This is a genomic window from Puniceicoccus vermicola, assembly GCF_014230055.1.
GTDB lineage: Bacteria > Verrucomicrobiota > Verrucomicrobiia > Opitutales > Puniceicoccaceae > Puniceicoccus > Puniceicoccus vermicola.
This window is the reverse complement of the sequence record NZ_JACHVA010000101.1, coordinates 1-24,509: the sequence shown is the minus strand read 5'-3', so window position 1 is coordinate 24,509 and position 24,509 is coordinate 1. Positions and strand designations below refer to the sequence as shown.

The 24,509-nt window shown below is 55.1% G+C and carries 22 protein-coding genes; 7 read left to right on the top strand and 15 right to left on the bottom strand.

Features of this window, described 5'->3' with window-relative positions; translation table 11 throughout:
- Positions 1-2 precede the first annotated feature (2 nt).
- Together H5P30_RS12365 and H5P30_RS12360 are read right to left on the bottom strand one after the other, a co-directional pair.
- The gene (locus tag H5P30_RS12365; RefSeq protein WP_185693237.1) at positions 3-254 is read right to left on the bottom strand and encodes an AbrB/MazE/SpoVT family DNA-binding domain-containing protein; all 252 of its coding nucleotides are present in this window, start codon (positions 252-254) and stop codon (positions 3-5) included.
- A 280-nt stretch (positions 255-534) separates the two neighbouring features.
- Positions 535-1,299, bottom strand: coding sequence for an IclR family transcriptional regulator (locus tag H5P30_RS12360; RefSeq protein ID WP_185693236.1), 765 nt, complete (start codon positions 1,297-1,299; stop codon positions 535-537).
- Between the two features lie 64 nt (positions 1,300-1,363).
- Here H5P30_RS12360 and uxaC point away from each other — a divergent pair, with 64 nt between their 5' ends.
- The 4 genes from uxaC (at position 1,364) to H5P30_RS12340 (ending at position 6,348) form a co-directional block, all read left to right on the top strand.
- Positions 1,364-2,788: a glucuronate isomerase gene (gene uxaC / locus H5P30_RS12355; RefSeq protein ID WP_185693235.1), complete on the top strand. Its 1,425-nt coding sequence runs from the start codon at positions 1,364-1,366 to the stop codon at positions 2,786-2,788.
- The gene (locus H5P30_RS12350; RefSeq protein WP_185693234.1) at positions 2,785-3,630 is read left to right on the top strand and encodes an SDR family NAD(P)-dependent oxidoreductase; all 846 of its coding nucleotides are present in this window, start codon (positions 2,785-2,787) and stop codon (positions 3,628-3,630) included. Before uxaC ends, H5P30_RS12350 begins: the two co-directional genes overlap by 4 nt.
- Positions 3,631-3,703: 73 nt before the next feature.
- Positions 3,704-4,756, top strand: coding sequence for a ligase-associated DNA damage response exonuclease (locus H5P30_RS12345; protein ID WP_185693233.1), 1,053 nt, complete (start codon positions 3,704-3,706; stop codon positions 4,754-4,756).
- Entirely contained in the window at positions 4,753-6,348 is a 1,596-nt protein-coding gene (locus tag H5P30_RS12340; protein WP_185693232.1) for an ATP-dependent DNA ligase, read from the top strand. The genes H5P30_RS12345 and H5P30_RS12340 overlap by 4 nt, the downstream gene beginning before the upstream one ends.
- 56 nt (positions 6,349-6,404) lie before the next feature.
- Here the strand turns inward: H5P30_RS12340 and H5P30_RS12335 are convergent, their stop codons facing one another.
- The 3 genes from H5P30_RS12335 to H5P30_RS12325 all read right to left on the bottom strand — a co-directional run bounded on the left by H5P30_RS12335 (position 6,405) and on the right by H5P30_RS12325 (position 11,131).
- The gene (locus tag H5P30_RS12335) at positions 6,405-8,357 is read right to left on the bottom strand and encodes an FAD-dependent oxidoreductase (protein ID WP_185693231.1); all 1,953 of its coding nucleotides are present in this window, start codon (positions 8,355-8,357) and stop codon (positions 6,405-6,407) included.
- 110 nt (positions 8,358-8,467) lie between these two features.
- Positions 8,468-10,273 carry a right-handed parallel beta-helix repeat-containing protein gene (locus H5P30_RS12330; protein WP_185693230.1) on the bottom strand — a complete coding sequence of 602 codons (1,806 nt, stop codon included), beginning with the start codon at positions 10,271-10,273 and terminating at the stop codon, positions 8,468-8,470.
- Positions 10,274-10,297: 24 nt separating this feature from the next.
- Positions 10,298-11,131 (bottom strand): hypothetical protein, encoded by an 834-nt coding sequence (locus H5P30_RS12325; RefSeq protein ID WP_185693229.1) that lies wholly within the window; start codon positions 11,129-11,131, stop codon positions 10,298-10,300.
- Positions 11,132-11,385: 254 nt separating this feature from the next.
- Between H5P30_RS12325 and H5P30_RS12320 the strand changes: the two genes are divergently transcribed.
- Together H5P30_RS12320 and H5P30_RS12315 are read left to right on the top strand one after the other, a co-directional pair.
- Positions 11,386-12,417, top strand: a complete 1,032-nt coding sequence (locus H5P30_RS12320) for a LacI family DNA-binding transcriptional regulator (RefSeq protein ID WP_185693228.1) — start codon at positions 11,386-11,388, stop codon at positions 12,415-12,417.
- A 135-nt stretch (positions 12,418-12,552) separates the two neighbouring features.
- Positions 12,553-13,302, top strand: coding sequence for a type II secretion system protein (locus tag H5P30_RS12315; RefSeq protein WP_221774360.1), 750 nt, complete (start codon positions 12,553-12,555; stop codon positions 13,300-13,302).
- A 93-nt stretch (positions 13,303-13,395) separates the two neighbouring features.
- Here the strand turns inward: H5P30_RS12315 and H5P30_RS12310 are convergent, their stop codons facing one another.
- From H5P30_RS12310 to H5P30_RS12300, 3 genes are read right to left on the bottom strand one after another with little or no spacing between them, the layout of a single operon-like run.
- On the bottom strand, positions 13,396-14,421 hold the full coding sequence (locus tag H5P30_RS12310) for a zinc-binding alcohol dehydrogenase family protein (RefSeq protein WP_185693227.1): 1,026 nt from the start codon (positions 14,419-14,421) through the stop codon (positions 13,396-13,398).
- Positions 14,418-15,080, bottom strand: a complete 663-nt coding sequence (locus tag H5P30_RS12305) for a cyclase family protein (RefSeq protein WP_185693226.1) — start codon at positions 15,078-15,080, stop codon at positions 14,418-14,420. Before H5P30_RS12305 ends, H5P30_RS12310 begins: the two co-directional genes overlap by 4 nt.
- A 9-nt stretch (positions 15,081-15,089) precedes the next feature.
- Complete coding sequence (locus tag H5P30_RS12300; protein ID WP_185693225.1) at positions 15,090-16,049, bottom strand: aldo/keto reductase; 960 nt, start codon at positions 16,047-16,049, stop codon at positions 15,090-15,092.
- 89 nt (positions 16,050-16,138) lie between these two features.
- Here H5P30_RS12300 and H5P30_RS12295 point away from each other — a divergent pair, with 89 nt between their 5' ends.
- Positions 16,139-17,023: an AraC family transcriptional regulator gene (locus H5P30_RS12295; protein WP_185693224.1), complete on the top strand. Its 885-nt coding sequence runs from the start codon at positions 16,139-16,141 to the stop codon at positions 17,021-17,023.
- A 252-nt stretch (positions 17,024-17,275) separates the two neighbouring features.
- Here the strand turns inward: H5P30_RS12295 and H5P30_RS12290 are convergent, their stop codons facing one another.
- The 7 genes from H5P30_RS12290 to H5P30_RS12260 form a co-directional block, all read right to left on the bottom strand.
- Positions 17,276-18,643: an MATE family efflux transporter gene (locus H5P30_RS12290; RefSeq protein WP_185693223.1), complete on the bottom strand. Its 1,368-nt coding sequence runs from the start codon at positions 18,641-18,643 to the stop codon at positions 17,276-17,278.
- A gap of 72 nt (positions 18,644-18,715) precedes the next feature.
- The gene (locus tag H5P30_RS12285; RefSeq protein ID WP_185693222.1) at positions 18,716-20,194 is read right to left on the bottom strand and encodes a sensor histidine kinase; all 1,479 of its coding nucleotides are present in this window, start codon (positions 20,192-20,194) and stop codon (positions 18,716-18,718) included.
- Positions 20,195-20,204: 10 nt separating this feature from the next.
- Positions 20,205-20,855, bottom strand: a complete 651-nt coding sequence (locus H5P30_RS12280) for a response regulator transcription factor (protein ID WP_185693221.1) — start codon at positions 20,853-20,855, stop codon at positions 20,205-20,207.
- Between the two features lie 22 nt (positions 20,856-20,877).
- Complete coding sequence (locus H5P30_RS12275) at positions 20,878-22,092, bottom strand: ABC transporter permease (protein ID WP_185693220.1); 1,215 nt, start codon at positions 22,090-22,092, stop codon at positions 20,878-20,880.
- A gap of 5 nt (positions 22,093-22,097) precedes the next feature.
- Positions 22,098-22,826 carry an ABC transporter ATP-binding protein gene (locus tag H5P30_RS12270; RefSeq protein WP_246459706.1) on the bottom strand — a complete coding sequence of 243 codons (729 nt, stop codon included), beginning with the start codon at positions 22,824-22,826 and terminating at the stop codon, positions 22,098-22,100.
- A complete protein-coding gene (locus H5P30_RS12265; protein ID WP_185693219.1) occupies positions 22,826-23,701 on the bottom strand; it encodes an efflux RND transporter periplasmic adaptor subunit in 876 nt (291 codons plus the stop codon). Before H5P30_RS12265 ends, H5P30_RS12270 begins: the two co-directional genes overlap by 1 nt.
- Positions 23,682-24,509, bottom strand: an 828-nt coding sequence (locus H5P30_RS12260) for an ISL3 family transposase (RefSeq protein ID WP_185691362.1), incomplete at its 5' end; no start/stop codon positions are given. The genes H5P30_RS12265 and H5P30_RS12260, both read right to left, overlap by 20 nt.

The window sequence follows — 24,509 nt, the reverse complement described above, 5'->3', positions numbered from 1 at the left end:
GCCTATTCGCCCTCCCGCAACTCTTTCATCCAGTCAGAAGTGGCCTTGCCATCGTCGCCCCGGAGCTTCGGACCAAACCCCAGTGCGGCCAGAGGACCGGGTGCGCCCTCCTGCTCCACCGTCACCCGGCACTCGCCTCCGGCGATTTTTTCCCAACGCAGCCTCTGCCCCGGACGCAGACCCAGATCCTTGCGTATAGATGCCGGCACAGAAATTTGCCCGCGCTTGGTTAATGTGCAGGTGAGTGTTTTCATGAACCAAATTTATCATGTAAAAACATCATGTCAAGCAGTGGCCTTTAGAGACCGGTGATTGAATTGATTGAAATCGTGCCATGGAAACCACCCCCGAAAATATTGAAGAGTCTACCATAATGACTTGATCTGTGACCTTTTCCGGACAATGGCGAATGCGGAAGGCCCTCTGAAACCAATTTATGCTTGGGCAGCCATTCTTCCAACCCTTCCGATAAACGAAGGGTTTCTTTTTGCCCGTTTTTCTAGGTCTCGAGATCCTGAGAAGGTCACAAGCCCCCTACTCCTCGAGTTCCCGAGCCATTTCCAGCAAGCCTTCTCGCAGGTCTGAAAGAACCTCCTCGCGAAAGTCCCCACGCAGTCCGATCATACAAAGGGCCAGTCTATGATCCCCGATGCGAACTGGACAGGCGATGGCGTCGATGCCCTGCGGATGCTTTCCGATGTTTTCGCACCATCCCCTCTTTTGACACTGATCAACCCGATCCCGAAGTTCCTCCGGCCGATGACGTCGCCAATGCTCTTCGGGGGTCCGATGTATGAGATCCTCCAGCTCGGACTCGGTTAATCCCGCCAGCAAGGCGGCACCCGAAGCCGCCTCGACCACCGGATACGGCACGCCTTCTGGAGCGAGGATGCCCACCGGATTTGAGGGAGTCCCGACCGCCACCGTAATTTGCTCACTTCCTTGCCGGAAGCAAAGCTTCACGGTGACTCCCCATCTTCTCGCGCCCGCCTCGAGAACGGGGCGAGACCTGCGAATTACCTCCCGAAGATCAGCGAGCGGTTCGACAACCGGAAGGAGTCCCTTGCCAATGTGAAACCCTCCCCACTCGTCCTGGGCGATCCAACCGGCCACTTCCAAGGTCTTGAGAATTCGGTAACAGGTCGAAGCACTCACCTCCACCTCGGCCGCAATTGCCTTTGTCGGCGTTCCGCGCCCCTCCTTCGCAAGATAATGAAGGATGCGGACGGTTTTCTCTACCGCTGGAATACGGTTTCCCGCGTCTTTTGCTCTCACCGGAATCTCCATACCTCTTTTCATATTTGAAAAATATATTTTCAATTTTGATTAGCGTCAATTTTCGAGTTTGCCAGAATCTCCCCCGATGAATCTTCAAATTGACGACCGCTTTCTCCTCAAAACCGAGGCCTCTCGCTCCCTCTACATCGAACACGCGGCCAATGCCCCTCTCATAGATTTTCATACTCACCTGTCTCCGAAGACCTTCGTCGAAAATCAGCCCTTCTCCGATATTTCTGAACTCTGGGTGGCCTCGGATCCCTACAAATGGAGGGCGATGAGAATTCACGGAGTTCCGGAGAGATTCATCACCGGCGACGCCTCTGCAAAAGAGAAGTTCGCGGCTTGGGCCAGCACCCTTCCCCACCTGATTGGAAATCCACTCTACGATTGGGCTCGGATGGAACTGGCCAAGTATTTTCAGGTCGACGAACCTCTCAGTCCGGAAAACGCTTCCGAGATTCGAGAAGTCTGCAATCAACGACTTCAGGAGGCCGACTTTCGCCCCCAGGCCCTTCTTCAACAATCCGGTGTCGAAACCTTCGTCACTTCCGATTCTTGGCTGGACTCGATCTCACCTCATCTGAGGGCGCGCCAGGAAGGGCTTCAGCCCCAGATGTTTCCCTCTCTTCGTGCCGACGCCGCTTTCGCTTTCGGATCAACCGAGTATCCTCAATGGTTACAGAGCCTCCGAGAAGTGAACGGACACCCGCTACAATCCCTCGCCGATTTTCTGGAGATCCTGAGCAAGCGCCTCGATGATTTCAATAAAGCTGGCTGCCGACTGGCCGACCACGGCATGGACACGGTTGTCTATGCACCCTGTTCCGACGGAGAAGCCGAAGCCATCTTCGCAAAAATCTTAACCGACCACATCCCTTCCGAAGACGAGGTTGCCAAGATAAGCACCTTTCTCATCTTGTGGTTGTCGGGAGAATACACGAAGCGCGAGTGGACTCTCCAGCTCCACATGGGAGCCCGTCGCGAAACCAGTTCCCGTCTCGCTGGCCTTTCCGGCAAAGCCGGCGGTTTCGCGGTCATGAGGAACCGGGTGGATGACAAGGCCCTGGTTTCGCTCCTCGATCAGATGGAGCACCGGGCCAGCCTCCCCAGGATCATCCTCTACTCCCTCCACGCAGCCGACTACGACTGGATGTCCTGCTTGAGTGGATCATTCGTCGAAGAAGGTCTTTCCGGAAAAGTCCAACTCGGCCCTGCCTGGTGGTTCAACGACCATCACGATGGCATTGAGCGACAACTTCGATCGGTCGCCGCCTATGGCGTTCTCGCACACAGCGTGGGGATGAACACCGATTCGCGATCCTTTCTATCCAGTGTTCGGCACCGCTATTTCCGACGTATCCTCTGTAACCTAGTCGGCGAGTGGGTCGAAGCGGGGCGACTCGATCCCGAAAACCCGTCCACTGCACTTCTCCTCGAAAACATCTGTTTCCGGAATGCCCGGAACCTGGTTCAACCCAAAGATTCCAACCCCCTTCCCACCTTATGAGCTCAATCACCCAAGAGAAAATCGCCGTCATCACCGGAGCGGGAGGCACCCTCTGCTCGGTCATCGCCAAAGACCTTGCCCGACAGGGAATGAAAGTCGTCCTTCTAGGACGCACCCTCAGCAAGTTGGAAGCCGTTCAAAAGGAAATTGTCGAATCGGGCGGCCAAGCCATGGTCCTCTCGGTCGATGTGACGGACTCTGCCGCAGTTCAAGAAGCCGCCCAGACCGTAACCCGCAAACTCGGTCCCTGTTCGCTTCTGATCAATGGAGCCGGAGGAAAGCTTCCCGGAGGAACGATGTCCCGCACCCATTTCACCCCCGAAGAGCTGACCTCCCCTTCCGAAGAGCTCAACGGATTCTTCAACTGCGACCTCTCCATCTTTCGTGCAGAGGTGGACATGAACCTCAGCAGTGTCGCCCTTTGCTCCCAGGCTTTCGGACGCTCGATGGCGGAGAACGGAGGTGGATCGATTCTCAACTTCGCCTCGATGACCAGCTTCCGGCCTCTCTCGCGAGTTGCGCCTTACGCAGCCGCCAAAGCGGCTCTCGTCAACTATACCGAATGGTTGGCATCCTACCTCGCTCCGGCCAAAATTCGGGTCAATGCCGTTGCTCCAGGCTTCTTTGTCAATGAGCGCAGTCGCAAGCTTCTCTACCAAGAGGATGGCTCCCTCAGCGAACGCGGTTCACAGATCCTCCATCACACTCCAGCCGGACGATTTGGAGAAGCCCAGGAACTCCTCGGCTGCGTCAACTGGCTCATCGACGAAAAAGCCGCTGGCTTCGTCACCGGAATCACAGTTCCCGTCGACGGCGGATTCCTCGCCTGCCCGGGCACCTAGGGAAAATCGCCATTCCAGCCCAAAGCGACTCAACCATTTGATCTGAGGGCGAAGGGCGCTAGAGTGAACTTCTGTGCACTCCGACGCCCCCAAACATCCCCTCATCCGCCCCACCGAACGGGGTCTCTTCTGCGAAACGGGAGGTTTCTACATCGATCCCTGGCGCCCGGTGGACAGGGCTCTGATCACCCATGGACACAGCGACCACGCCCGCTCCGGCATGGGCCGATACCTCACATCCGCTGCAGGGGTCCCCATCGTCCGCGAACGCGTCGGTCACGACGCTCCGATAGAGGGAATCCCTTTTGGCGAGCGACGGAAGATTGGCGAGGTCCACGTATCTTTTCATCCTGCCGGGCATTTACTCGGGTCTGCGCAGATCCGCGTCGAGCACCGCGGGGAGGTCTGGGTCGTCACCGGCGACTACAAGACCGATCCCGACATCTCTTGCGAAGCCTTTGAACCCGTTTCCTGTGATACCTTGATCACGGAGTCCACCTTTGGCCTACCAGTATACCGCTGGCCCGAGCCCGAAAAGGTTTTCCGGCAGATTCACCAATGGTGGCGCGACAATCAGGAGGAAGGCCGGACCAGTATCCTCTTCGCTTACGCCCTCGGCAAAGCCCAGCGCGTCCTCTGCGGACTCGATCCCTCGATCGGCCCCATTGGTATCCATGGCGCCGTAGCTCGTCTCAATCCCCACTACCGGGAAGCGGGGATTCCTCTTCCGGAAACCATCCATGCCAACGCGGAAACCCGATCCATTCTCCGAGGACGCGGGCTGATTGTCGCCCCGGGATCTGCTCAGAACACGCCTTGGATCCGCCGTTTTGCCCCCTACTCGCTCTCCTTCGCCTCGGGATGGATGGCGGTTCGCGGATCCCGCCGTCGCCGAGCCCTCGATCGGGGATTTGTCCTTTCCGACCATGTCGATTGGCCCGGACTCCTCCAAACGATTGAAGCGAGCGGAGCGAGTCGCATAGGGGTAACTCATGGCTACGCCGCCCCACTGATTCGCTGGCTCCGCGAAGAAAGAGGATTGGCTGCCTATGAGATACCGACCCGTTATGCAGGAGAGAGCGAAGAGGAGAATCCCGAGGAGAAGCCGAAGGAGGAAGAATCATGAAACGGTTTACCGAACTCTATCTGGAGCTTGACGCCTCAAACCGCACGACTGCCAAATTGGCCTCCCTCAAGCGTTATTTTGAATCGGCCCCTCCGGAGGATGCCGCCTGGGCGGTCTACATTCTAACGGGGAGGCGACTGAAACGCCTCGTGAAAACGGGCGACCTCCGCACCTGGACCGCCGAAGCCTGCCAGTTCCCCCTCTGGATGGTCGAGGAATGCTATGGTCATGTCGGCGATCTGGCCGAAACTCTGGCCCTCCTTCTGGCCAACCGTTCTTCGACCCCGCCCCCCACGGAAATGCCCGGGCTCCGGGCGATGATTGAGGATCACATCCTGCCGCTCCGCGACCTAACTCCCCCCGAGCAGCAGCAGTCCATGCTCGACATCTGGAATTCCTTGGACGGAGAAGCCTGCTTCGTTCTCAACAAATTGATCACCGGAGGATTTCGGGTGGGCGTCAGCAAAGCGCTGATCAACCGGGCTCTCGCCGAGGTGGCAGGAGTCGAACCGCCGGCCATGGCTCATCGACTGATGGGAGACTGGCAACCCACTGCCGACCATTTTCGCGCCCTCCTCCAACCCGAATCCGCGGAGGATGATCCGGCCCGCCCCTACCCCTTTTGTCTCGCCTACCCTCTGGAACAACCCGATCTGCAAAAGCTCGGACCCACCTCGGACTGGCAGATTGAGTGGAAGTGGGACGGCATCCGGGCCCAGCTGATTAAGCGATCGGGCGAAGTCCTACTCTGGTCGCGGGGGGAAGAACTCGTCGGCGAACAATTCCCGGAAATCGTCGAATCGGCCGCGCAGTGGCCCGAAGACTTGGTTCTGGACGGCGAGATTCTCGCGTGGGACGAAGATCAGCCCGCCTCATTTGCCGCTCTACAAAGGCGTCTCGGCCGCAAGAAAGTGGGACCGAAACTACGAAAGGAAGTCCCCGTTGTCTTTATGGCCTACGACCTACTGGAACTCCAGAGGAAAGACCTGCGATCCCGTCCAACGACCGAACGACGCCGCATTCTGGATACATTGGGATCCTCCGAGCGGGAATCGTTCCGACTCTCCCCCACCCTTCAGGCCGAAAGTTGGACCGAGATCGCAGAAATGCGGGCACAATCGCGCCAACACCGCGTCGAAGGCTTAATGCTCAAGGCCGCCACATCTCCCTATGGAGTCGGTCGGACAAAAGGCCTCTGGTGGAAATGGAAGGTCGATCCCTACACGGTGGATGCCGTTCTAGTCTACGCCCAACAGGGTCACGGCCGGCGGGCGGGACTCTACACGGACTATACCTTCTCCATCTGGAAAGACGGCGAACTCGTCCCCTTGGCCAAAGCGTATTCCGGACTAACCGACAAAGAAATTCGCGAGGTCGACCGCTGGATCCGCCAGCACACCCGCGAATCCCATGGTCCGGTAAGAGTCGTCGACCCTGAGCTCGTTTTCGAAATCGCCTTCGAAGGCATTCAACCCTCCAAACGCCACAAGTCCGGCCTCGCTGTACGCTTCCCTCGGATTCACCGCTGGCGGCGCGACAAACCGACAAAAGAAGCAGATCACTTCGAAACCGTCATTTCACTTCTCAGCTAAACTCCTGATCATCCCAGATCGATTTAGGGAAGGTTAGCCAAGAGCCCGAAGCGACTCTATGCCTTGTAAGCATGCTTATCCGTTTCATCCATTCCCTCGGGAATGACATCGTTGAAAAGTAAGCTCTCGACATCTCCGTCGGGTTGGTTCGTTGCCCGCAGCAAAGGCTCGGGCCACTTCTGCCGCTCCAACAATCGGTAAACATGAATCAACAACTGGGCAAATCTTGTGCAGTGAATCTCGACGACCTTGCGTCTTAAACTTCCATAATCGACCCCATACTCATCTAGACGGTCAAAAACAAAATCGGCTAACTTTCGACTGCGCGCCACACTGTAATAAGGGTTGAATCTAAGATGCTCACGGCTCATCGGCAAGAGCTTGCAGACCGAAAGCAACTGGATCGCTTCAAAAGCGGGATCATCAAAAGATACGTCTTCAAACCAGCAAAGGGGAACACCCGCTTTCACCAGTCGGCTTTGAAATTCTTTGAGCTGCTCACCGCCGATCTGCTGTGAAGAAATCTCTTCTTCCAAGGCATAGGCGGCAAACTCTCCAGCGGCTTCCCCCACAGCCCACTCGACATTGTGAAGGCGGTAGGCACCGTTGGCGATTTGGGTCACTCCGATGCTCTTTCCAGCGACCGCAAAGTTATCCAGCTCTGGAGAGAGCAAGGCCCCCAACGGAATCTGATAGGGCCGTGACATCTGGCTAAGACTGGGAGCACCGTTGCGACGGTGAATATCAATAATGAAGCACCCCAAGCCCACGGAATCCCGAAAATGCGATCCTCTTGCTTCCTTGGCTGTCGCCGTGGAAATGTCATTCTCGGTCACGATCTGGCAGGCCCGCAGCCGACGTCCTTCTCGAATGTAGGGAGCCATCGCAATCCCATCGGGCGCTCCTGTCAGTTCCGGCATTGGGCGCAATTCCGGGTATCCATATCCACCCTCGTCGCGAGGAGCCTCTGTCTGTAACCAATACAGGTAGGATTTCGCTAAAGAGCGCGCCCGACCGTAAATCTCCTGCCGGTCCTCCTTACCAATCGCATTCTCGTGGTAATAATCGTTGCCTGTCACATTGAAAATCGTCCGACTGTAGGGGAGCCGGGGATCATCGAAATTTGCCCGATCAACCATGCATCGATAATAAAAGGCCGGTGGGATGGGAAGGTCGTTCCTCCCCTTTTTCGCGGAGAACATCAGCGCCGGATCATCCGCTCTCGCCCCTGGAGCATCTAAATAGAAATAATCTCCATGCTTCTCTTTCCAAAACTCGTAATCATCCGGCTTGGAGATCACAAAACTTCCACCCGGGACGAATTCTGCTGCGATGCAATAGGTAAAACTCTGCACGGAATCCGGGGCCGCATCATCGGGAGCATGAGGCTCCTGAAATTCGGACTTCGCTTCGGCTCCGATCAAGAACGGAAGATTCAAGATGGGAAAAAGTTCTCCCGTCTCATCGCCATTGAGGAAAAAGGACGCCACAATTTCTAAGCTCGGCTGATTGGGGCTGTCTGAATCGCAAGTTACCGATTGGATCAAGCGATTCTCTACGACCGCATCCGTCGGGACATAATTCGTAAAAATCGTAAGGCGATCCTTGCCACCGGATTTCTCGAACAAATCCTCGATTACCTTCAACGCCGCCGGAGGCTCGGCGACGACCATAGAGTTCATGGAGTTTCCTGCGTTGAAATATAATTGATCCCGTCCGAACTCCGAAAGTCGGTATCCCTCTTGGTAATGCTTGCGGAGTGATTGGCGAAATCCCCCATAACGGCGGCTGTAGCCGACGCCTGCCTCGGAAATCGGATCATGATACTCATCCAGCACACACAATGCTTGGCTTGTAGCTTGCCCTCCCACCCATGGATATTGCTCTGAAATGACCACTCGAAGACCTCGTTCCAAACAGGCTTGTGCCGCGGCAATCGCCCCAAATCCTCCGCCAATAATTGCGACGTCGCACTCTACGATTTTCTTTTTCTCTTGGAGATTATTCATGTCAATTCTTCTGGATCCGTTGAATTCAACTGAAGCGCTCAGTTACACCGAAACGGGTTTCCATGGTGCATCAATGATTCATTGAGGCCTCCTGTATGAGCAAGGAGGCGTTAGGGGTTGATTAGGATTCCGACAGAGGCCTGTGGATCGGTCTGTTCAAACTGATTCCCGGAAAGGATAACTTTTTCACTCCCAGCAATGACAATGGCCTCTGAGGGAGAAATCCCCAGGTCTTCTCCCGCTCTCTCAACTGGCGATAAATTCGAATCGGAGAATACATTCCCACGAACCTCGACATCACTCGCATTCAGGATCGAAACAGCCGGAAGATAAGAGCGATTGATCGTATTGCCCGAGATCTCAATATCGCGAATCGGGAAAAATCCTTCCTTCAAATTCCCCCCGTAGTAGGCATGGAGACTGATAGCCCCTAAAGCCGTTTTATAGGAGGCTTTCGCGGAAACGCTCAACCCTACATCTTCAAGGACATTGTCCTTCACGACAATTCTCTCGGAAAAAGGTCCCTGCATCCAAGGCACCTCGCCACTCAGTTCCATCGCAGGACCGCTAATCCACGAAGCCCGGTTGCCCACGATCCGCACATCGGTTGACTGTATCAAGATAGCTCGCCCCCGAAGGTTATCGATAGAACAGTTTCGAATCTCAGAACCCGACCCACTCCAACCATTGCTCTCAACCAGAGCATTTTCCGACAAGTCTAGATTGCGATTCAACCGCACGGAAAGAATCTCCTGAGTCGCCATACGAATAATCCGCTGGCCCTGCCTGGTGAGGCGGGATGGCAGAGCTTTCGCTTCTTCGATCAACGCCAGATCCTCAACTTTCTCAACTGCTACGACCTTCGCGCTTCCCTCACTATCCATGCTGCGGATCTGGTAAAAAACGAGTTCGTCTCCAACATCAAAGTCACGACGCAATAAGGGAGCAATGATGACCGTATCTTCAGAAGGCTGAGCCAACAGAAGTGAAAAGAATCCGTGGACGGCAAATCCGTCATCGCAAAGGGCCTCCACACGACAGGATTCGTAGTGGGGACCGACTTTCGCCATCGAGGAGTGAAAGCCATCCGCATTTCCGGCGAGCAAACGTTGACTGCCGGGCTTACGAATAATCGAGCATCCCCGGTAAACTGTCTGGTTTTTAGATGCACGCTCATAAACGGCTAGTCCCGCGGAAGCAAAGACGGAGACATCCTCGAAAACCATGCTTTCGCAATCGTTCTGGCTAATGATCGGCTGACCTTTTCCTGAGAGAGTCAGACGCAAGCCGGATTTGTAGCCACATTGAGTCAGACTCATTCCATTGTCGTAAGGGTTGAGCTTCACCCAAAGACGTCTCTCATCTGCAAGCTCTAGGCTCTTAACGCTACAATCCGCATAACCGGGAACCAAACGTCCTTCGTCAGAATCGAAGAGAACAGCCAACTTGAGAGAAAAGTAAGCATCCAGCACCTCTCTACTCTCATATCCCTCATCCATTTCGAGCAATACTCGACCCGACTCATCATCGACCTGCACGATGGTTCCCTGAACATAGGGCAGTGGATCCATGTCTAGAGTAATCCCTCGAAGGATAACTCCTCGACAGTTCGAAAACTGAAAAGCCCCGAACAGATCTTCCACGATCACCGTCGCATCGTGGCCTTCGATCACCACATCCTCCACTCCCGTAAGGGCAAAGGCTGCACGACTTTCGCCGGAGGAAACCCGATACGTACCTTTCGGTATTACAATTTTTTTTTCGCCCTGCTGAAGAGCCTCACGAATACGTTTTTGAAGCTCAACGCCGGCTTGTCTCTCCGTCTCCAGCGATCCGGCTGAGACCATCTGAACTAAAGTTCCCATGAAAATACAGGCAAAGAAGAAAGACTTCCAGCCGGACATACTGAGTTTCATTGAAATCTTGTTACGATCGACAGTCTATTTTTTCGTGCGGCGGGAAATCAGAAGCCAAGAAATTGGGACAAGAGAAAGAAACAAAGCCGAATGATTCATCTCTGGAATCGGACTCACCGCATCGGCCCAATTGTCGGAAATTGTGACCCGATCCACATAAGCCACATCCGTATTGGCCTCAAACAGTGCATACCGCACTCCGAACGTGTCGATGGAGGAGATCGTAGAGGAATCCGTGGTGGAAGAAATCGAAGGGCTCAGCGGCTCGGTCAGGCTCGTAGGATTGATGTAAATCTCGTTTTGATCGAAGAAGGTCCCAGCCGTCGTGCCGGATGACGATACTTTCACGATAAGCAGAAAGGTCTGATTATTGGTCAAGGTCACGCCACTCGATTTTTCACTCTGATTCGGAGCGACTGATCGAATATCACCATTGCGAATAATCACTCCAAAATCCTGATCCTGGTTGAGCCAGACAGAGAAGTAGTCGTTACCCTCCAGAGTCGGGCTCTGGATCAGAAAACTCATATAGAGAGTATCTGAGCCGGCACTGTAAGCGTCAAAGCTCCGGTTCGTCTGATTCGCAGTGTTGTCCGTGCTAGCGCTCAAGCCTTGTTGCATCACTTGGTCACCATCGGAAATATTGATATCTCCAGACGAGTAACTGAGGGACAATTCGGCAACCTGAGCAGAATTCAAACTGGAACTCCAGGCATCTGTCCAACCCTCCCCTCCGTTACTTCCATTCAGAGTTCCGGTTGGGTAAGACTCAAAACTATCGAACACCGCAGCCGACAAGGAGACTGCAAAAAGAGAAAGAGCTGAGACAGACAAACAGAGAGAGGGGAACTTTTTCATAGGATATTGTGGTTAGGGTTCTCTTAAAAAAACAGTCTGAACATGACTGAAAAAATCGGAAAATCAAGAACTTTTTGCACCATGTAAACCTGTGTAGCAAAAATCGTCTCTCTCCTAGGCAATCGACGATTTTGACTGTGGATTCCTGTAACTTTCAAAAATCCTACGGGCGGCTCTATTCATCAAAATTACTCCATGGAAACTAACTGCATCAGAACTTGTGATACTCCGCTACGTCGACCATCATCCAACCCATGGCCATCGGACTCAGACAACTAGCGGAAATCTGCAACGTATCTCACACCACCGTATCGCGGGCACTCAAAGACGACCCGCGCATTTCGAAAACCGTTAAAGCCCGCATTCAAAAAATCGCTGAGACCTACAATTACATGCCCAATCGCCTGGTTAAAGGAGTCATGTCCGGCAAGAGCCAGTGTATAGCGGTCGTTTTAGCGGACTCCACTCGAGACGTTGGAGGAATTCTTGGACCGATCCAGCAATATTTTCTCCGAAAATCGTTTTCGACTTTCGTTTACAATACACAAGATGATCCGAAGCTCGAGTTGTTGAGCTTTCATGAGGCCGCATGCCACCGGGTCGAAGGCCTGATCGTCGCACCCGCCGACCAGAACGCCAAAGATCCCTATTTTAAAGAACTGCGACGCTACGAGATCCCCTTCGTAATCATTGGGCCCAATGTCGAACAGGTTGAAGCTCCCCACGTAGCTGCGGACGACCAAGCCAGCACAATGCAAATCGTCGACCACCTTTCCGATCTCGGCCACCGAAATATCGCTCTCATGCGTGGATCCATGCCTCACGAATCGATGGACAAACGGTATCTCGGATACCTCCAAGCCATGCAGAAACACGACCATCCCGTAAACCTGAACTGGATCTGTCAATCTGGATGGACCCCCGAAGAGTCGGATCAATCCGTTCAGCAGCTCATGCGCAACCAGCCAAAACCGACCGCCATCGTCTGCGTCAATGATTCGATTGCAATGGGCGCGATTCGAGGCCTGAAACAACTGGGACTCCGAGTCCCACAAGATATTTCAGTCACCGGAATGGGAGACGACTACTTCTCGCAGTACCTCAGTCCGGCATTGACCACGACCAGCTCTGTCCGCGGCAAAGTTGGACAGGAAGCCGCGAAGCGCCTCTGGCAAATGATCGAAAAGCCCTCCGCAACATCCGCCGACCCCGCCAACCAAGTCCTTCTTCCCGTTGAACTGATCGTTCGGGAATCGACCGGCCCCGTCTCCTCTCGCAAAGCCTGAGGGGTCTGAGAGACCGCAATAAAAAAATCGAGAGAGCGGACTTATCCAACTGCGCACCATGGTGCATTTTTCTTGCATCGTCTGATTCTCTGATCAAAGTAAAAGAATCCAGGACCCCTCAATCTCATTAAAATCGTGAAAGTCCCCTTCTCCCCTATTACCCCTCACCCAAAGGAACCTCCCAAGAGCGCCCCCCTCCCGAGAGGATTCACTCTCATCGAACTCCTGACAGTAATTGCCGTCCTAGGGATTTTAACAGCAATACTCCTCCCGGTTTTCGGCAAGATGAGAGAGTCGGCGGATCATGCGAAAAACATCAACAACCTCCGCCAGCTCGGATCAGCATTCCATCTCTATGCACAAGACAACGGCGGCCGACTCCCCTTGATCTTCCATATTGGATCAGACCCTTCCGCCTATTGGCGCCGGGCGACGCTCGCATATGCAGAGCGAAATCCCGATCACACTTCGACTCGCGACGATCTCTTCAATTCTCCGTTCACCTCCCCAGTTATCGTCGATATGATCGAACAGAATGGAGGACGACCCTACGTGACAAGCTATGCAATGAACGAAAGGCTTAGAATGGACTCGAAAAACGAGAAGGGTCAGCGAGTCGAGGTCCAACGCCCGCTAGTCACAATTTCAGATCCCTCCAATACAATCCTCGCAACAGAGGGCCCCATGGGACCTGGTGGGGAAAAGACCATCCCCGATTTTTCCGTATACGAACCGACCCTACTCGCGAATCTACCTCAAGCTACCTATAAGGGCGGTCGAGACGCCCTGATGGTCGATGGCTCCGTTCGTTTCTTCGAGAAATGGGACGAGATGGCACTGCCTCCCTACAATTCGGGTGGCGAGAAAGATCTCTGGAATCCTTAAGAATTCAAGGGCCCCGGAATCGGTTCAATCGCCAAGAATCCCGAGGAGGGGGCAAGGCTGCAACAAGTTGCCCATGGCAAAAGATCAGCCGCGTTACGAAACTTCGATCATCGCCTTGAGAACTCCGCTCTCCGGTCGAGTCCACTCAGGGAAACGTTCAGGAACCTCCTTGAGCGGTGCCCGATGCGTAATCCAGGGAGTCGTATCGATCCTCCCGTTTTCAATCATGCCAATAATGTTTCGAAAATCCTCCGGTCGAGCATTGCGGCTGCCCAGAAGGGTCAACTCGCGCTTATGAAAATCCGGATCGTGGAAAGTGACATCGCCCTGAAACAAACCGACAAATACCAGTCGGCCACCGTGGGCCGGATAGTAAAATGCAGACTGCATGGAGTTTGCATTTCCCGTGGCATCCAAGACGACCGTGGGCTGATCCCCGTCTGCTAGTTCTTCGAGTTGCGCAACCACCGACTCCGATGAGCTTGGCCTCAGGGTCGCATCCACTCCCATCGCCTCCCGACAGAAGGCGAGTCGATTCTCGTTGAGATCCATCACGATCACGCGGGCTCCAGCTGCTTTGGCAAACTGGATGACCGAGAGACCGATCGGGCCTCCACCAATCACGAGCACCACCTCGCCCGACTCGATCTGAGCCCTTGCTACGGCATGAGCTCCGATTCCCAGGGTCTCGACCAACGCGAGCTGATCATAGCCCAAATCATTGGAACGGTGGAGCTTATGCACAGGCACATGAATGCGCTCCCGGTACCCGCCGTCAACGTGAACCCCCATGACCCTGAGGGAAGTGCAGCAATTCCCTTTTCCCCGACGACAGGCGATACATTTGCCGCAGTTCAGGTAAGGCTCTACCGAGCATCGATCGCCGGGCGCTAGATTTTGATCGTTGGGCCCCACCGCGAGGATTTCGACGCCCAGCTCGTGCCCGAGAATTCGAGGATACTGGAAAAATGGCTGTATACCCCGATAGGCATGAAGATCGGTCCCACAGACACCCACCCGATGGACTTGAACCAAGGCCTCCCCTCCTGGCGGATCCCCCGGTTCAGAGGTGTCCTCAAGAATTAGCTTTTCCGGCTTTTGTAAGACGATGGTATTCATGATTGGATCAAAACGGCGCGACAGGGAGAACCCGAGAATCCGGGAAGGCTCAGGGGTAAAGCTTGAAACGTGGATCCAGGAAGAAACTCTTTCCATCCATCCCGAAAATTGAGCTCTTCGACGACCCAAAGTCCGGCGCCGAGTAGCGCTTCGTGAGTTTGCAAATTTTCGTCCGCGTCCATCCCGCCGATGGAAAAATGATCGATCCCTACGGCCCGAATCTTTCGCTCGATCAACCATTCCGCCCCATCGCATCGCAAGTATGGCGATTGATAAAGCCAGCGCTCTTCTGACTTTCGCAGCGATCCCCACTCGGTATTCAGCAAAACAATCGCATCCCTGAGATCCGGTCCAGACCCCAGAACGGACTCCAGCAACTCGCTCCCAATCGCACGACCTGGAGAGACCTGCTCGATCAAATCCGCAACGACAGGACGACCGCAGAAAGCCTCCAAAGGAAACTGGTCGATACTGCTGCCACCGGCAATCTTGTGCAGAGGTGCATCGAGATGCGTTCCACTATGGGAAGCCATATGAAATTCCTCCATCCGCCAGCCGTCCTCAGGATGATCGGCACTTCGCGGAAGCCGAATGGGTGGATGGGCCGGACAATTGGGACACCCGTCAAAGAGCGGCTGGGATAGATCAAAAATACGCACGATAACCTCCTAGGAAAGGATGGGATCCCGGTGCTCAGGAAGGCCCCGGGTATAGTTGAAGTTGTGGATCGGCTCGAGAATCTCCTGCACTTCCGCGAGGAGCTCGGCATCGATCGGCTCCTCGACATAGGCGAGATTATCACGAATGTTTTGAGGATCCGCTGTGCCGACCAGAGTGGTCGCGATCTCAGGGTTCGCACAGCTGTATTGAATCGCCAGCCGAACGATATCGACTCCCTTGGCGCGACAGTGGTCCACCGCTTTCCGGCAGCCTTCTTGAATCTCCTGCGAGGCGGGATGCCAGTCCGGGGCCCCGCGCTCGGTCAACAAACCCATTCCCGTAGGCGAGGCATTGATGATCCCCACGCCCTTTTCCTTGAAGTAAGGAATCCAGTCCAAGAGGGAAGAGTCATTCAAGGTGTAGTGACAGAAGGACAACACCGTCTCAACCGTCCCCGGATCTGAACGATCGAAGATCCCCTTCAGCATGCCCAGAGGTAGTCCTGTCAAACCGATGTGTCGAACGATCCCCTGTTCCTTAAGATTGAGCAGCGTGGGCAGAGTCTCATCCAGAATCTGGCGATGGTCCGCAAACTCAATATCGTGGCATTGGATCAAGTCCAAGTAGTCCACCCCGAGCCGTTTTAAGCTGTGAGCGACGCTGCGTTCAGTCGAGGCCTTGGAATAGTCGTAGTCGCCCCGGGCCTCACTATAGCTGCCAATTTTACTGGCGAGATAGTATGAATCTCGGGGAACCCCCTCAAGGGCTCTCCCCAATCTCAGCTCGGCGAGAGTCTCCCCATAGGCGGGAGAAACATCAATGAAGTTCATTCCTCCCTCCAACACTGCCTGCACCGTATCCATGCATTCCTGCAGCGAAACTTCACGAAAGACCGAGCCCAGCGACGAGGCACCAAAGCTCAAGCACGAAACAGACATTCCGGTGGATCCTAGGGGGCGGTATTCCATGCTCACCATTCTAGATTCGAGCTTCCGCTTTGACAATGGACGGAACTGACCATTCCATGCCAATTCTTGACCTATCGACCTCTCCCACAATGGAAACCTCAAAACAGAAAACTCCCGACTTCTTTTCCCGTGAGGTTGAACGTGAGCGAACTTTCTTCTTTCAGGAGCCGACTCCTATCGACGGGCTTACTGTAATCTGTGGGGGTCGGGAACATTGTGCGGAGGATTACACAATTGATCGAAAAACCTTTCCTTATGTTGGTCTCGAGCTCGTCGCTTCTGGGCAAGGAAACCTCTGCTTGAACGGTGTTTCCTACGATCTCTCTCCCGGGAGTCTCTTTCTCTACGGACCCGGCATTCCCCACCAGATCCGAACTCATCCCCAACAGCGCCTCACCAAGCTTTTCGTCGACTTTGAAGGTCCTCAGGCTCTCTCCATTCTCCGAACCCATGGACTACAGATCCCCGGCTTCTACCGCCTCAGCGCGAATGCGGGTGCCATCGACATTTTTGACCGATTGATCGATTCCGGGGCCGAAGACATTCCCCAGTCACCCCGACTCTGTCGATTGCTACTCGAGACTCTTATCATGCTCGCGAGCACTCACCAGACGCCTCTTGGAGAAGCCTCAAGCCAAGGCTACGAAACCTATGAACGCTGCCGGGATTTTATCCTCAACCATCACCGCCGATTGAAACAAGCTGATGAGGTGGCCCGCGCCTGCCATGTCGATCCTGCGTACCTCAGCCGACTCTTCCGCCGATTTGCCCACGAGAGCCCGTATCGGTTTCTGCAGAAGGAGAAGATGAAATCGGCGGCACTCTCGCTGGTCCGCCAAGGGAAATTGGTCAAGGAAGTCGCCGATGAATTCGGCTTCCCCGACCCCTACCACTTCACCCGATCTTTCAAGCGGGTCCACGGAGTCTCCCCGGACGCCTATCGACGGAACCATGGGGAACCGATCCAACAGTAATCGCTTCTATGAGCTTACGAAGGATGCCAAACCCCAGGCCGCGCAGCTGAAGCTGAGCGGCTACATTAGTAAGGCCGTAGCTTCAGCTGCGCCCACCGCGTCGCCCATCCGCCTACCCAGAGTCCTTTTGAAGGGAAAAAAGTTTTCTACCTGCATACGGAGCACCGGCCGTTTCGCTTTACCCCTCGAGGAAAGGTGGAGCTGGTCGAATCTACGAAACCACAAGCCGCGCAGCTGAAGCTGAGCGGCTACTCATCCAGCGTTTTTCTCCGCACTCACCTTGCGCAGCAAGGCAATCGCCCAGACCAAACCAACGGTCCCCGAGACAACATCGGCGATTAAGCGGCCCCAGAAAATGCCTGTCAGCCCCAAGAATTTGTCCCCCAACAAGGAGAGCGGAATCAACAAGACAATGATACGAAGAGCATTGAGCCAGAGCGACTGCATGGGCTTGTTGATCCCGTTCATGAGAAAACCACTGTAGCGCTGGATTTCAAGGAGACCATAGCCGACCGGAATGATCCGCATGTACTGGGTCAGAACCCCGATCACCGCTTCATCTTGACTGAAGAGACCGCCGATCTGCGGAGCAAAGATCCAGAAAACCACGGCGATGATGAGGCCATAGCCAAAAGCGAAAGTATTCCCGTAAAACATCCCCTCTTTGACCCGGTCCAATCGTCCTGCACCAAAATTTTGGCCAACGAAGGGGACCAATGAAATCCCCAGAGCCATGGGAACCATAAAGGCAAACATTTCCAAACGCCCCGCAACCCCCGCAGCTGCCACCGCAGCAGGGCCGTGCCGGGCGAGCAACCAAGTGATGATCGCCCCGGCGATGGGCATGAGAACCTGAGTCACCGTACTGGGCAGACCGATCCGCATGACCGCCTTCCAGGAATTCCAAATATTGGCCCAACGAAGTCGCGAGAAGGTGATCAGATCATATTGGTGGATCAAAATCCAGAGCGCGGCGACACAGGATACGGCACGGGACAGAACCGTAGCCAAAGCCGCCCCTTGGATTCCCATTTCCGGAATAAAGGCGAAGCCGAAGATAAAAATGGGATCCAGAAAAATGTTCAGCACCGATGTCACTCCCATGATGATGCTCGGCCGGATGGTATCGCCTGTAGCTCGGATGATATTGTTGGCCACCATGGGAATCACCAAAAAGATCACCCCCAGATACCAGACCTGCATATACCCCCGAATCGCCGGCATGACCTCCGGCCCGGCCCCGAGAGCGCGGAAGACCGGCTCGATCGTTAACAGCCCCACCACGGAGACGAAAACGACAATGAGAATGCACAAAATGATCGCGTGGGTCGTCAACCGCTTCGCCCTCTCATGATCACTGGCCCCCAATGCCTGGGAAATGACAGTCGTCGCCCCCATCCCCAGCCCGAGCGCCAAGGTAATCAGCAACATCACCACCGGAAAACTGAACCCCATCGCCGCCAGCGGAACGGTTCCCAGCTTCGCCACAAACCAAGTATCCGCCAAGTTGAAGGCGTTCATGGCAAACGTCCCACCCAGCATCGGCAAAGCCATCCGCCAGAGAGTCGAATAAACGGGTCTGCGGATTAAGCGCGGAGTGGATTTTGGTTCTGACGGCATACGATGTTCAAAACGGCACCGATTCAATCCCCGGCAGCCGGAAAACAGGAAACTCGAGAAGATACGCGCCCATCAGGAGGATTTGGAAGAACATTCGGCCCCCCAGCTCGGCAATCTTACGGTGAAGACTGCTCCCTCGCCTTTTCGACTTTCCACCGAAATACTTCCGCAATGGTTCTTGGCGGTCGACTGCGCCAATGCCAGACCCAGCCCGGAGTGCTCTCCCGAGTCCGTGCGCGATTTATCCGCCCGGTAGAACCGTTCAAAGATATGAGGAAGATCCTCGGCGGCGATGCCCGTTCCATCATCGGCAACGATGAGGATGACCTCCCCCTCAGTCTCTTCGACCCGCACCTCGACCTGACCCTGACCCGGATGATGAAGCACCGCATTCGAGATCAGATTGTTGACCAGCACCCCTAACGCGGCCCGACTTCCAACGACAGAGGCTGGGCTTAGACTCGTTAAGCACCTCACGCCCCTCTCCTCCGCGAGCGGACGAATCTCTCGCACGGCCTGTTCGGCAACCTCCGCGAAATCCACTTTTTCCCCGGCTTCGGCGCCAAATTTGACGACCTGATCCTCTTGGCGCGCCAGAAGGAGCAAGCTCTCCACGAGCTTCCGCATCCGCTGTCCTGCATCACGGCACACTGCCATCGACTCAGCGTATTCCTCCACCGACCGTGTCTTTTTGCACATCCGCTGCGTCTCCGAGATCAGGATCGTCAAGGGAGTCCTGAGTTCGTGGGAGGCATCAGCGGTGAATTGGCGTTGCCGCTCCACCGAATTTTGAAGTTCGTCGAAGGTCTGATTCAAAACCCGGCTGAGTTGGTGCAGCTCGTCCTCCCGGCCCGACACGTTGATGCGCTCGTCCAGATTTCCCCCGGCGATGCGGGTAGCGGTGCGACTGATGGACTGAATCGGGCGAATCGCTCGCCCCGCCAACCACCACCCACCGAGAAGGCCGATGACCCAGAGAGCTCCCCCCGATAGAACGAGTGACCACGCAAATGTCTGCTGATCGCGCAATTCAGGGGTAATATCTTTGCCGTAGACCGTCCGCAGACCAAAGGAAAAGCTACTCCGGCTTTCACGACGGGCCCCGTCAAATTGGAAATCTTCCTCCATCCCCCGCTCGGGGACAGGGAGAAAACGGATGTCATCCGGTGCGTTCAAACTGGCGAGAAGGACCCGTCCATCCGCGTCGGCAAAGGCAAAATACTGAAACCCATCATTCCGCGAATCGAACGAACTTTCCAATCCTTCGGGAAGCTGGACAGCTCCCTCCTGCAACTCCCGGAGAAAGAACTCCGCCGGAGATATGGACCGATCCTCTCCATTCGATTCGCTCTTCTGTCGATTAGGCTCCTCCTTGATGAAGGCTTCGATCATCTCCCGTTCTTCTTCAACGAGGCTCCGATCGATTCGGCGAGTTTGGTTCAACCAGGAGAGTTGGTAGGCACTGAAGCAGAAAGCGGAAATCGTCAGCAGAAGAATGACCGCATACCAGATCTGGAGACGCCAACGGAGGGAATGGAAAGGGAACTTCATCTCTGGTCTCCTATTCGATGATGTAGCCATGGCCACGCCGGGTAGTGATGAGCTCGGCCCCCAGCTTTTTCCGGAGATTGGAGACATGGACGTCCAGGAGGTTCGAAAGGCTGTCGTCGTTTTCGTCGAACAGGCGCTCGTAGAGCAGCGTCCGGCTCAAGACCTTCCCACGGTTTAGCAACAAATACTCCAGGAGACTGTATTCGCGGGCAGTGAGATCCACTCCGACGCCGTTCCGGGTTACCTGTCGTCTCGCGGTATCGACCTGAAGCGCACCGACCGTCAAAACGGCCTGAGAAGAGCCCGCCGACCTACGGATCAACGCCCGCAGCCGAGCGAGGAGCTCGCTGTTGTCGAAGGGCTTGGTCAAATAGTCATCGGCCCCGCTGTCCAACCCCTTCACGCGGTCGGGGATCGTATCCCTCGCCGTGAGCATCAGGACGGGCACTTTGGATTCCTGCCGAAGACGACTGAGCACCTCCCAGCCATCCAGCTTCGGCATCATGACATCGAGCAGAACCGCGTCATAGATTTCTTCCCGCGCGCGGATCCACCCTTCTTCCCCATCATTTGCCATATCGACCGCGATCGCCTCGTCCCGCAAAGTAGCGGCTAGGCTTCGGCAAAGCGCAGCATCATCCTCAACGATCAGGACCCTCATAAGGCTTCAGCAGAGCAGAGGATTATTCGTGACGCAAAGCATCAATCGGGTCCAGTCCTGCCGCCCTGCGCGCCGGTGCGAATCCAAAGACCACCCCAACCACGGCCGAGAAGACGAAAGCGATCAGATTTATCTGCAGGTTGAAGAGAAAGCCCACTTCAATGATTGGAGCGAGCACTGAGCAGAAGAGAAAGGCCAATCCGATTCCGACCAATCCCCCGACACACGAAAGGGTCAGGGCTTCGACCATAAATTGCCAAAGGACCTCACGGGCGGTCGCCCCGATCGCAAGCCGGATTCCAATCTCCCGGGTTCGCTCGGTCACCGAGACCAGCATAATGTTCATAATTCCAATCCCACCGACCAGAAGAGAGACGCCCGCGACCGCCCCCAGAAGCATGGTCATCATTTTGGTTGAGGCGCTCAACGTCTCAGCGATCTGACGTGTATCGAAAACACTAAAATTATCGTCCTGATTCCATTGCAGATTCCGCCTCTGACGCATCAGCTGGGTAATTTCGGCAATCAACTGATCGCCATCCGAATCGTCGATGGCCGAGATCGTGATATCGGTAATATCCCGGGAGGAACCCCGCCCCCCAAGCCGCCGCTGCATCGTCGCCAGAGGGACGACAATAATATCATCCTGATCCTCCATTCCGATGCGTCCTTTCGTAGCGAGAAGACCGACGACTTGAAGGGACGCCTGCCCCAGACGAATCTTTTTCCCGATAGGATCCTCCGATCCGAAAAGCTTCTGGCGGACCGTATTCCCGATAACCGCAACTGCGTCTCCCCGCTCCGCTTCGCCCTCGGTGAAGATCCTTCCTTCACCGACGACCCACTTATTGATGAAAAAATATTCTGGAGAGGTCCCAACAACCTGGGATTTCCGGGCTTCCTGACGATAGATCGTGCTCAGCGAAGCTCCCCGAATCGGAGCTACCGCAGCAACACCGGGAATCTGGGTGCGAATGGCCCGGACGTCTTCCAGTGTAAAATTGGGCACCCCCGCCTCGGAAGAACGCGGCCCAAAGCCAACACCGGGGCTTAACACCAAAAGATTACTCCCCAGCTGAGAGATCTCGTCTTTGACCGCTTGGGTCGTTCCCTCCCCCATGGTTACCATTGTAATCACCGCCGATACTCCAATGATGATGCCCAGCACCGTCAAAAAAGTCCGCGTCAGGTTCCGCCGGATTTCCCGAATCGCGATCAGAAAAGCATTTCCCAACATGGCGATCATCGTAGGAACTCCCGGCTTGGTTTCTCCTGAGACCGATCGTGCTCGATCAGCCCATCCGTCACCCGCACGACCCGCTTGGCGTACGCGGCGACCTCATCTTCATGAGTAACCATCAAAATCGTAATGCCCCGTTCAGCGTTCAGTCGGGTCAATAAGTCCATGATCTCGCCGGTCGTCGTCGTATCGAGGTTTCCCGTCGGCTCGTCAGCGAAGAGAGTGCTCGGATTGGTTACGATGGCCCGGGCAATCGCCACTCGCTGCTGTTGTCCCCCCGATAACTCTGCCGGGGTATTCCGAGCTTTGTCGCCAAGTCCGACCGAAGCGAGCGCCTCTCGGGCCACGTGATGACGTTCGCTCCGCTTGATCCCGCGGTAAAGCAATGGCAGCTCCACGTTCTCCAGAGCACTCGTGCGGGCCAGGAGATTAAATCCCTGAAAGATGAACCCCAATGCGTAGCGACGCAGCAAAGACCGCTGCACTGCATCAAGACTCTCGACCGAGATCCCCTGATACGAGTAGAACCCCGAGGTTGGCTGATCGAGGCATCCCAGCAAATTCATCAACGTCGATTTTCCCGAACCACTGGGCCCCATGATCGAAAGGAACTCTCCTTTGTAAATGGCCAGATTAATGCCCCTCAGCGTTTCAAACGCCGCCGTCCCCTGACCGTAGGTTTTTCTCAGCTCCCGGAGCTCGATCAATGGCTCTTTAATCCCTGTATTCATCACCGTTTGGCCAACTCTTCACGGATGATGACTGCGTCACCAATGGAGAGATCTGCTGAGGAGACTTCAGTCATCTGCCCATTGCTGAGACCAAGCATGACCACAACCCTCTGGGGCTCACCATCCCGCAGCACCCAGATCGCGGGTTTCAGCAAACTGGGATCTGACCCATCATACCCTTCCCGGCGCTCATGTTTTTGTGGCGACGGACCCATAATCATTTTCTCAAGGAAGGACATTTCCTCACCTGATTCCCCATTCTCGGCCGGTTCCATCGGCTCGAAACGGAGGGCGGCGACCGGAACCAGGAATACATCCGTATGATGCGCGACATCTATGTCAGCCGTCGCGGTCATGCCGGGACGCAAGCTCAGGTCCGCATTCGCCACCTTCAGCTCTGTCGGATAGGTCACGACATTGTCGGTCACCTTCGAGCCAAAGGAGACCTTCGACACAGTGGCCTCGTAGGTGCGCTGCGGCCAAGCATCAACCTGAAAGCGAGCGACCTGCCCGTCCTTCACGAACCCAATATCAGCCTCGGCAATCGAAACTTCGAGGAGCATGCTCGCGAGGTCCTCCGCAATCACAAACAACTCGGGTGTAGTGAAACTCGCGGCCACCGTCTGCCCAGGTTCCAGTTTGCGACTGAGGACCACACCCTTGGTCGGTGATCGAATGATGGTCTTCGAGAGATCTGTCTCCGTGATCTGAACTTGGGCTTCTTGCTGGTGCACCGAGGCCTCAGCACTGAGGAGATCCGCACGGGCCCGTTCCAGTGAGGCGACAGCTGAATCCATCGTAGCCTGGGAGGGAATCTTGCCACCGCTGATCTTCCGCAATTCTTTTGGTTCATCGTCATTTCCCGGGGAAAGCATGCTTAATCTTGAGGAAGAAGTATTCCGTATCCCTGAAGCCATAAGCGGTTCTTTTGATGACCTTGATCTTGTTGTTCATGCCCTCGAGCACGCTGGTGTTGAGTGGGTATTTGGCTGAGGCTATGATTCCACGGAGGTAGGGTCTGAGTTTATCAGCGAAGGCGAGCAGGGGTTTGATTTTGGACTCACGGCACATCCTCCACCATGTGCGCCAGCGTTTGAAGGCGCCCCAGATGCTTGAGCTTCGCCATAGTTCTTTGAGCTGTTCTTTCAGGACGTAGACTTGAGCCAAGGATTGGTTGGCATTCATCAGCTCTTCGAGCCTGACAAGTTCTTCTTCATTGAGGTTGTCCTTGTTCTTTAGAAGTAACCATCGGCTACGTTTGACCGCTCTGCGAGCCGACTTGTTCTGCCTTAGTTCATTGGCCTGATCCACGCGGACTCGGTCGATGACTTCACGGCCGTATTTGGCAACGACATGAAAAAGGTCGTAGACGACTTCCGCATTCGGGCAGTGCATCTTCACCTCCAGGTCAAAGGCGCTGTTCTGATCCATCGCGACCGCTTCGATTTGATCGCAGTGTTCGCCCAGTGATTCAAAGAAGGGGCGTATGGATTCGCGACTGCGCCCTTCACCGATCCAAAGCACTTGCCGAGTGTCCGCATCGGCTACGACGGAGGCGTAGCGGTGCCCCTTGTGCAATGCGAACTCATCCATGACCAGAGTTCTGAGCGAACCGTAATCGACTTCAGGCAACTCCCGAACCAACCTAGCTTTGTCAATGCGTTTGACGGTGTGCCAAGGCAA

Coding starts and splice junctions, on each gene's coding strand:
- H5P30_RS12340 (WP_185693232.1), top strand. CDS start 4,753: ATGAAACGGTTTACCGAACTCTATCTGGAGCTTGACGCCTCAAACCGC.
- H5P30_RS12310 (WP_185693227.1), bottom strand. CDS start 14,421: ATGAATACCATCGTCTTACAAAAGCCGGAAAAGCTAATTCTTGAGGAC.
- H5P30_RS12350 (WP_185693234.1), top strand. CDS start 2,785: ATGAGCTCAATCACCCAAGAGAAAATCGCCGTCATCACCGGAGCGGGA.
- H5P30_RS12275 (WP_185693220.1), bottom strand. CDS start 22,092: ATGTTGGGAAATGCTTTTCTGATCGCGATTCGGGAAATCCGGCGGAAC.
- H5P30_RS12325 (WP_185693229.1), bottom strand. CDS start 11,131: ATGAAAAAGTTCCCCTCTCTCTGTTTGTCTGTCTCAGCTCTTTCTCTT.
- H5P30_RS12330 (WP_185693230.1), bottom strand. CDS start 10,273: ATGAAACTCAGTATGTCCGGCTGGAAGTCTTTCTTCTTTGCCTGTATT.
- H5P30_RS12295 (WP_185693224.1), top strand. CDS start 16,139: ATGGAAACCTCAAAACAGAAAACTCCCGACTTCTTTTCCCGTGAGGTT.
- H5P30_RS12285 (WP_185693222.1), bottom strand. CDS start 20,194: ATGAAGTTCCCTTTCCATTCCCTCCGTTGGCGTCTCCAGATCTGGTAT.
- H5P30_RS12265 (WP_185693219.1), bottom strand. CDS start 23,701: ATGCTTTCCCCGGGAAATGACGATGAACCAAAAGAATTGCGGAAGATC.
- H5P30_RS12365 (WP_185693237.1), bottom strand. CDS start 254: ATGAAAACACTCACCTGCACATTAACCAAGCGCGGGCAAATTTCTGTG.
- uxaC (WP_185693235.1), top strand. CDS start 1,364: ATGAATCTTCAAATTGACGACCGCTTTCTCCTCAAAACCGAGGCCTCT.
- H5P30_RS12360 (WP_185693236.1), bottom strand. CDS start 1,299: ATGAAAAGAGGTATGGAGATTCCGGTGAGAGCAAAAGACGCGGGAAAC.
- H5P30_RS12300 (WP_185693225.1), bottom strand. CDS start 16,049: ATGGAATACCGCCCCCTAGGATCCACCGGAATGTCTGTTTCGTGCTTG.
- H5P30_RS12290 (WP_185693223.1), bottom strand. CDS start 18,643: ATGCCGTCAGAACCAAAATCCACTCCGCGCTTAATCCGCAGACCCGTT.
- H5P30_RS12320 (WP_185693228.1), top strand. CDS start 11,386: ATGGCCATCGGACTCAGACAACTAGCGGAAATCTGCAACGTATCTCAC.
- H5P30_RS12335 (WP_185693231.1), bottom strand. CDS start 8,357: ATGAATAATCTCCAAGAGAAAAAGAAAATCGTAGAGTGCGACGTCGCA.
- H5P30_RS12270 (WP_246459706.1), bottom strand. CDS start 22,826: ATGAATACAGGGATTAAAGAGCCATTGATCGAGCTCCGGGAGCTGAGA.
- H5P30_RS12280 (WP_185693221.1), bottom strand. CDS start 20,855: ATGAGGGTCCTGATCGTTGAGGATGATGCTGCGCTTTGCCGAAGCCTA.